This window comes from Streptomyces carpinensis (assembly GCF_002154505.1).
GTDB lineage: Bacteria > Actinomycetota > Actinomycetes > Streptomycetales > Streptomycetaceae > Streptomyces > Streptomyces carpinensis.
Genome location: NZ_MUBM01000223.1, coordinates 1 through 7,018, shown reverse-complemented (window position 1 = coordinate 7,018; position 7,018 = coordinate 1). Strand labels below are relative to the sequence as shown.

5 protein-coding genes and 2 pseudogenes are annotated in these 7,018 nt (G+C 72.0%); 4 read left to right on the top strand and 3 right to left on the bottom strand.

Features of this window, described 5'->3' with window-relative positions; genetic code table 11:
- Positions 1-571 precede the first annotated feature (571 nt).
- From BZY54_RS28625 to BZY54_RS28615, 3 genes and pseudogenes are all read left to right on the top strand, one after another.
- Complete coding sequence (locus tag BZY54_RS28625) at positions 572-1,672, top strand: serine hydrolase domain-containing protein (protein WP_086728231.1); 1,101 nt, start codon at positions 572-574, stop codon at positions 1,670-1,672.
- Positions 1,673-1,963: 291 nt separating this feature from the next.
- Positions 1,964-2,666, top strand: a pseudogene (locus BZY54_RS28620) (YqjF family protein).
- Between the two features lie 43 nt (positions 2,667-2,709).
- Positions 2,710-3,387 carry a hypothetical protein gene (locus tag BZY54_RS28615; RefSeq protein WP_086728230.1) on the top strand — a complete coding sequence of 226 codons (678 nt, stop codon included), beginning with the start codon at positions 2,710-2,712 and terminating at the stop codon, positions 3,385-3,387.
- Here the strand turns inward: BZY54_RS28615 and BZY54_RS53645 are convergent.
- The 3 genes and pseudogenes from BZY54_RS53645 to BZY54_RS28600 all read right to left on the bottom strand — a co-directional run.
- Positions 3,363-3,654, bottom strand: a pseudogene (locus tag BZY54_RS53645) (transposase); the annotation flags it as partial. The gene BZY54_RS28615 and the pseudogene BZY54_RS53645 sit on opposite strands and share 25 nt — an antisense overlap.
- A gap of 263 nt (positions 3,655-3,917) precedes the next feature.
- On the bottom strand, positions 3,918-4,931 hold the full coding sequence (locus BZY54_RS28605; RefSeq protein WP_086728229.1) for an N-acetylglucosamine kinase: 1,014 nt from the start codon (positions 4,929-4,931) through the stop codon (positions 3,918-3,920).
- Positions 4,932-5,029: 98 nt separating this feature from the next.
- The gene (locus BZY54_RS28600) at positions 5,030-5,914 is read right to left on the bottom strand and encodes a MurR/RpiR family transcriptional regulator (protein ID WP_086728228.1); all 885 of its coding nucleotides are present in this window, start codon (positions 5,912-5,914) and stop codon (positions 5,030-5,032) included.
- A gap of 163 nt (positions 5,915-6,077) precedes the next feature.
- On the opposite strand from BZY54_RS28600, the gene BZY54_RS28595 reads away from it, so the two are divergent.
- Positions 6,078-6,827, top strand: coding sequence for a sugar isomerase domain-containing protein (locus tag BZY54_RS28595; RefSeq protein ID WP_086728227.1), 750 nt, complete (start codon positions 6,078-6,080; stop codon positions 6,825-6,827).
- Positions 6,828-7,018: the final 191 nt, after the last annotated feature.

Here is a 7,018-nt window from a genome sequence, read left to right as displayed (position 1 = left end):
CCCGCCAACGACCCGCTTGAGATCAGCTGAACGAACCGCCGGATGCGGGCCCGCATGTCCGGTGGTGTGGGAGGAGGGCCGGGAAAACCGGCCCGCCTACCCGATAGCCACGGTTGCCGGCAAGCGGGGAGTCCTGGTGACACGGTCCAGGGTGTGCCGCCGTGGTGCCGGACGGCGTTGGACGAGGCCTCCCGCCTTATCGGCACGCCAGAGGGCCGCCGTCCACCTCGCTCGCCTCACGAGTCGGCGGGATACCTGCAACGAGCCGTCCCGCTTGCCCACTGGCAGGCGCCGGCCAGGCTGTTGCGGCTCGCGAGTGTGCCGGGATGGCGCCCACGACCGAAGGCCGCTTCCCGCGGGGCAGAAAGCGCCGGGATGGTGCTCTTGCCCTCCCGGTTCGCTCAGGGGGCCGCTCGGCCCGACGGCTGCCCGGCTGTACTGGCCTTGCCGCGCCCGCAAGGGGACGGTCCAGGGGTGATATCAGGGTGATCACTGATGAATGACGACGGCCGCGGGCAGCAGAGTGGGCGCTGAAAACACGTCCCAACTACGCACGTTGAGGAGAAACTCGATGCGCATTCGCCGCGCAGTCACCACCCTCGCCCTGGCCACTACGCTCACTGCCGGTGCGGCTGCGTCCATGGCCACCGCCGCGCCGGCTGTCAGTGCCTCGCCATCCGCCGCACCGACCGTTCAGGAGATCCTCGGCCACCTGCCCGACGACGTCGTCGCCGGCGCGCTGGTCCGGCAGGACGGCGTGAGCGTCACCGCCGGCCCGGTCACCGCTGACGCGTACTTCCGGATCGGCAGTGTCACCAAAGTGTTCACCAACACGGTGATCCTCCAGCTCGTCGCCGAACACCGGATCGACCTGAACGCACCGGCCCGGAAGTACGTACCCGATGTGCTGCCCCAGGCGTACGGCCACGTCACCGTGCGCCAGCTCCTCGACCACACCAGCGGCCTGCCCAAGCCCGCACGGACCCCGGACCCGGCCGACGGACCTGGATGGCAGCTCGAGTCCGTGAGCCCCGCGGACCTCCTGCACGAGTCGTTCGCCGCCGCCGCGCCGCCCGCGCACCGGCGCGAGCAGCAGTACAACGGGCTCAACTCCTTGGTCCTCGGCCTGATCGTCGAGAAGGTCACCGGCCACTCCTTCACCACCGAACTGGAGCGCAGGATCATCCGGCCGCTGGAAATGAGTCACACCAGCCTGCCCGCAGCCGACGACCCGGCGATCCCCTCGCCCCACGCGGAGGTGTACCTCGACGGACAGGACGTGACCGAGCAGAGCCCGTATCCGTGGGCCGAGGGTGGCATGATTTCCACCGCCGCCGATCTGGATCGCTTCCTCACCGCGCTGTTCCAGGGGCGTCTGCTCCCGCCCGCCCAGCAGAGCCTGGTGTTCAAGGTGCCGAATGTGTCGAATGCCGCCGACAACACCAACTGCGCCGGCAAGGACGCCTGCTACAGCGTCGGCGGGCTCATGCGCTACCAACTCCCGAACGGCCAGTACGCCTGGGGCAAGACGGGTTCCCGTCCCGGCTGGGACAACGGGATCTTCGCCACCCGCGATCTCCGGCACCGCGTGGTGTACTCCCTCAATCCGACGGGGACCGGCAATGACCTGCCGTACATCAAGGCGCTCGTCAACGCCGGGCTCGCCGGCTGACTGAGAGGACGTGGATGACACCGATCGAGGCCCGACCCGCCAACTGGAACCTGGCTTGCCCCGCCGACACCGCCGGACACTGACGATGGTGGCCAGGGTGGCAGGTATCCGCCGGCGACCTGGACGATCGGGATGGCCGGGCACGGCACCCGGTGCCGCAATCGCCGGTGCGATCCCCGGCGCGTGCCGCGCGATACGGGCAGGCGACCTCGGGCGGCTCAGGGGTTGCGTTTCCGTCGGCCGGGGGAGGGGGACTCGCCGTCCGTGGTGGCGTACGAAGCGGAGCGGCGGGTGCGGTTGCCGGCGCTGCGGGCGGGCTGGCTGACGCAGACGTTCGTCCACTGGTCCTTCCCACCGGAGACGGTTCAGGCGCTGGTGCCCGAGCAGCTGGTCGTGGACGAGTACGAGGACGCTGCCTGGGTCGGGCTCACGTCCTTCGTGATGGCGGACGTGCGCCTGCCCGGTGTACCGGCCGCAGTGCCCGGGCTCCCGGCGTTCGCGGAGACCAACCTGCGCACCTATGTCCGGCACCCCGACGGCCGGGACGGGCCGTGGTTCCTTTCCCTGGAGGTCACCTGCCCGCTGATGCCGGCGGCGCGAGGGATCGGCGCGCCGTACCACCCTGGCCTCCTCGAGGTCAGCGGGAAGGGAGGAACCGTCTCCTACTTTCGGCAGGAGATGGACGGGCGGGGCCGGCTACCGGCTGGTCGTCCGCCCCGGCGACCGGATCGAGCGGCCGACGGAGCGGCACGCGTGGCTGACCTCGCGCCGGCGGGCCTACACCCGCCGGCTCGGCGTGCTCTGGGAGACGCCGGTGGAGCACGAACCGTGGCCGCTGGCCGCCGCCACCGTGGAGCTGCTGGAGGAGACGCTGACCGCCTCCGCCGGGCTGCCGGCTCCTTCTGGAGGGCCTGTGGTGCACTTCTCGGAAGGAGTCAGGCATGTGCGGCTGGGAGCCTCGCGGCCCTGTGCGCCGACGGCCGCTTCTGCCTGAGGCCGGGGCCGCGGCGCGGTACCGCCGCAGGGGGACTTTGGGGGTGAGCCGGGGTTGCAGGTCGGCCGCGCGGGGCCCGCTGCTGTGCTTCGAGGGCTGGATCGCGGGCCTGGGCACGTGCTCCGGAACGCGTGTCGTGCTCGGCCACTGGCAGCAGTCGCCGTTCGGCCCGTTCAGCGACGTGATGCTGGAACGGGCCGAGGGTGAGCGGCTGCTGCTGGCCCCCACGCGGGAGACCGCGGAGTTCATCGGCGGAACCTACGTCTTCGACACCGTTCGGGTCGTCCCCGTGCGGGTCGGGGTCGTGGACGGTACCTGGACGGTCACCGCGGGCCCGCTCGAGCTGCGGTTCGTCACGGGCAGACGCGGGCTCCTGGGCCTTTTGCTGCGGGCTGTGCCCGGGGCGCTCGCCCGCCGTCCGGCGTGGAGTGCGCTCATGGACTGGCCGGCCCGCATGCTGCTGCCCGGCGTGCGAACCCGGGGCAGCGCCGGTGCGGACCGCCGCGAATGGTACGGCGCACGGGATCTGCAGCCGATCCGCGCGGTCTCGGCGTTCTTCGCCGGCGCCGACCTCGGTTCCGCGGCCCCCGTCGAACCGCCCGTCCGCTTCGGCTTCGGGTCGGTGCCCAGGAAACCCTCGCTCACCCGGGTCACGACGACGGTGGCGCTCGGACCGGAGGGAAGGATCGCAGAAGGATCGAAGAGCCGGTGCGGAAAGTGACTGCTGGTCCTGAGCTCGGGGAGGACCGGCTCGACGTGCCGGCCCGGGTGTGCCACTCGCGTGGGCGACAGCCGTTGCGGTGGTTGACCTTCTCTCCTCGCTGACCTCGCTGACCTGCCCGTATCCGGCATTGCAGAGGGCGTCGGCCTTTGCGGACATGAGCGCGTCGGCGAACGTCCTGACCATCACGCGCAGCAGATCGGGACTCGCCGAGGCGAGGTTCTCTTCGGTAAGGGCGTGCAGGGGCACACTGTCTGGTGCGGTCATCGTGCTGATCTCCTTCGAGCTTCGACACCTCGAAAGATCAGCCGGTGGCCGTTCCTGCGCTCCGGGCACTCACTCAGACGCCGGGCCGAGCGCGCGGAGCAGGTGGGGGCCTGTACAGCACTTCTCAGGACGCGACCCGAGGGGCTGGGGACACCTCGGGCGGGGATCGCGAATCGTTCGGTGCAACGCCCGATCACGGATGTGGCCGAGCACTGGAGCGCGCAGTCGCCCGGCGGGGGAAGGGCAGGGGCGTCCGTGCCGGGTCAACCCGTCCGTACGAGTGCCTTCCGGGCCAGGGCCACTGCTCCCGCGAGGCCGTCCGGCACGGGCACCGGGTGCAGACCTCGTGGGGCAAGCCGGCGTTTCAGGGGACCGAGCAGCACCCCGCCGGGACCGAGCAGGCCCCCGGTGGTCACGAGGATGTCCTCGGGGCCGGGTGAGAGCGAGTCCAGCGTCGTGACCAGCCGCTTCGCCGCGCCCGACAGCAGTCGCTGCGCGACCCGGTCGCCGTTCTCGGCCGCCCGCGCCACCAGCGGCGCGAGGGAGGCCAGTTCGAGGACGGGCCGCTCGTGGACCGCCTGCACGAGCCGGTCGCGCACGTCCTGTGCGGCGGCCGGCGTCGCGGGCGGCTTCGCGGCGGTCTCGCCGAGGTAGTGCGCGCGGACGGCCGCGGTCAGGAGGGTCGGCCTGCCGCGCCCGTCGAGGGCGGCGAGCGCGCTCCGTACCGCTCTGCGCCCGATCCAGAACCCGCTGCCGCTGTCGCCGAGCAGCCAGCCGTTGCCGTCGGCGGTGGCGAGGGTGATCCCGCCCGCGAGCCGGGCCGCCACGGCGCCGGTGCCCCCGATCAGGACCAGACCGTCGCAGGGGGTGCCGGGCGCACCGGCGAAAGCGATCTCGGCGTCGCTGGAGACGGTGGTGACGTCGGGCCGTATGCCCAGGTCGGTGAGGGCCGCGCGCAGCGCCGAGGTCGCGTTCGCGGCACCCGCGTCGCCGGGCAGAGCGGAACACCCCGCGAGCCCGGCGGCCACCGCCCGTACGGCGGGCCGCAGCGGGGGCGGTGCCGCGGCGGCGACCGCCTCGCGGAGGTGCGCGGTCAGGACGTCGATCGGAACGGAGAGGGCGTTGCCCGGTCCCGACACGCCGGTGTGCAGGGGTGGCCCGCCGTCCGCGGCCGCCCATGCCGCCGCGGCGCGCGTGCGGGTGCCGCCCGCGTCGATGCCGATGACGACGGGCCGCGCCGCCGTGTCCGCCGCCCGCTCGTCCCCGCTCGTCGGCACGACGTTTCCCTCCCCGGGTACTCGCCGGATGACGTCCGCACAGGAGCGCGCCCGCCCGTCCTGGCCGATGCTCCCCGATCTTCTGCCCCCGCGCGGTGCTATTCGTGTTTGTAGGGGCGGACGGCCTCGCTCGTGGCGGCCATCGCCTCCGTGCTCTGGTCGTAGGTGCGCTGAGCTATGGCGATGTAGAGCAGGTCGAGGACCGCCATCTGCGCGTGCCTGCTCAGTACGGTGTGGTGGCCGGGACCGTCGTCCGGCACGGTCGTCGCGAGCACGAGGTCCACGCGGCGTGCCAGCGGTGAGTCGAGGTCCCCGACGACGGCGACGGTCGTGGCGCCGCGCGACGCGGCCTCCGCCGCCAGGTCCGTCACCTCCCGCGTGCGGCCGCTGTGGGACAGTGCGAGGAGCACGTCGTCCGGCCCGAGGAGCGCGGCCCCGGTGAGCGCCACCTGCGTGTCGCTCCACGACCAGGCAGGAACTCCGATCCGGTAGACGCGCTGCTGGAACTCGGCTCCCATGCTCCCGCTGCCGCCCGCCCCGCAGATCTCCACCCGGCGGGCCCGCGCGATCGCGGAGGCCGCCTGCTCCACGGCGTCCAGGTCGATCGCGGCCAGGGTCGCGCCCACCGCGTGCCGCACCCCGGCGGAGATCGCGGAGGCGACCAGGCGGATGTCGTCCTTCTCCGAGATGTCCCGGCCGATGTTGGCCTGCCAGGTCTCCTGCTCGGACCGGCCGGTGTCGGACGCGAGCGCGAGCCGAAGCGCCGAGTAGCCGGGCAGCGCGAGCGTGCGGCAGAAGCGGGTGATGCTCCCGGTGGACACCCCGCACGCGTCCGCCAGGTCGAGGATGGTCATCCGTGCGGCGGCCGCCGGGTCGTCGAGGATCAACGCGGCCGTCGTGCGCTGCGCTTCGGGCAGGTCCGGGAGCAGTTCGCGGATCCGGCCGACGATGCCGCCGTCGACGGCCCCAGCGGTGGTGTGCATGGCTCTGCCTCTCCCAACCTCACCTCGGCGGTGAAGAATTATTCTTCACCCTGTCTCCCGAGGCACCCAATTATGGCTCCGCTCCATTGACTTGTCCCTCCCTCTGCGCGCAAAGTCATGCGGCGAAGAACAAAACTTCTTCATCGGATCCCAAGGAGCGGGTGTGCCGGACAGTCAAGAGTTCCTTGCCGCGGCCAAGGACATCGTCGACCGAGTGGTCACCACACACACGGACGCCGTGCTCGCGGCGGCCGGTCTGATCGCGACCGCGCTCAAGGGCGACGGTGTGGTGCAGGCGTTCGGAACCGGGCATTCGGAGTCACTGGCCACCGAGGTCGCCGGCCGCGCCGGCGGCCTCGTCCCCACCAACAAGATCGCGATCAGGGACCTCGTACTGTACGGCGGCGCGCCCGCAGACACGCTCAACGACCCCCTGCTGGAGCGGGACCCCGCGATCGCGCACCGACTGTACGAGCTCGCCGCCCCGCACCCCGAAGACGTGTTCGTGATCGCCTCCAACTCCGGCATCAACGGCTGCATCGTCGAGATGGCCCAACTGGTCAAGGAACACGGCCACGCCCTGATCGCCGTCACCAGCCTCGAGCACACCTCCCGCGCCACCCCGCGCCATCCCTCGGGCAAGCGTCTCAGCGACTTCGCGGACGTCGTCCTCGACAACGGCGCGCCCTTCGGCGACGCGCTGCTGCCGCTGCCCTCCGGCGGCTCCGTGTGCGCCGTCTCCACGATCACCGCGGCCTACCTGGCCCAGATGGTCAACGCCGAGGCGGTGCGTCTGCTGATCGAGGCGGGAGTCACCCCACCGGTGTACCTCTCGGCCAACGTGCCCGGCGGCGACGAGCACAACAAGGTGCTCGAAGACCGCTACGCGGGCCGGATCCGCCGCGGCGCCTGACCACGAGACGGGCACCGCCCGCCGAGCCAGTTCTGTCAAGTCCGCTCATTCCGCCTGTAATTGGAGCGTGCACATGAACAGCCGAGACGTCACAGGCCGACCGCGCCCGCCGGCGCGCAGACCACGGCTGAACCGCCTCGCACGGCCCGTCACCGCGGTCCTCGCGAGCGGTGGCCTGCTCGCCGCCGCCC

Coding starts and splice junctions, on each gene's coding strand:
- BZY54_RS28625 (WP_086728231.1), top strand. CDS start 572: ATGCGCATTCGCCGCGCAGTCACCACCCTCGCCCTGGCCACTACGCTC.
- BZY54_RS28600 (WP_086728228.1), bottom strand. CDS start 5,914: ATGCACACCACCGCTGGGGCCGTCGACGGCGGCATCGTCGGCCGGATC.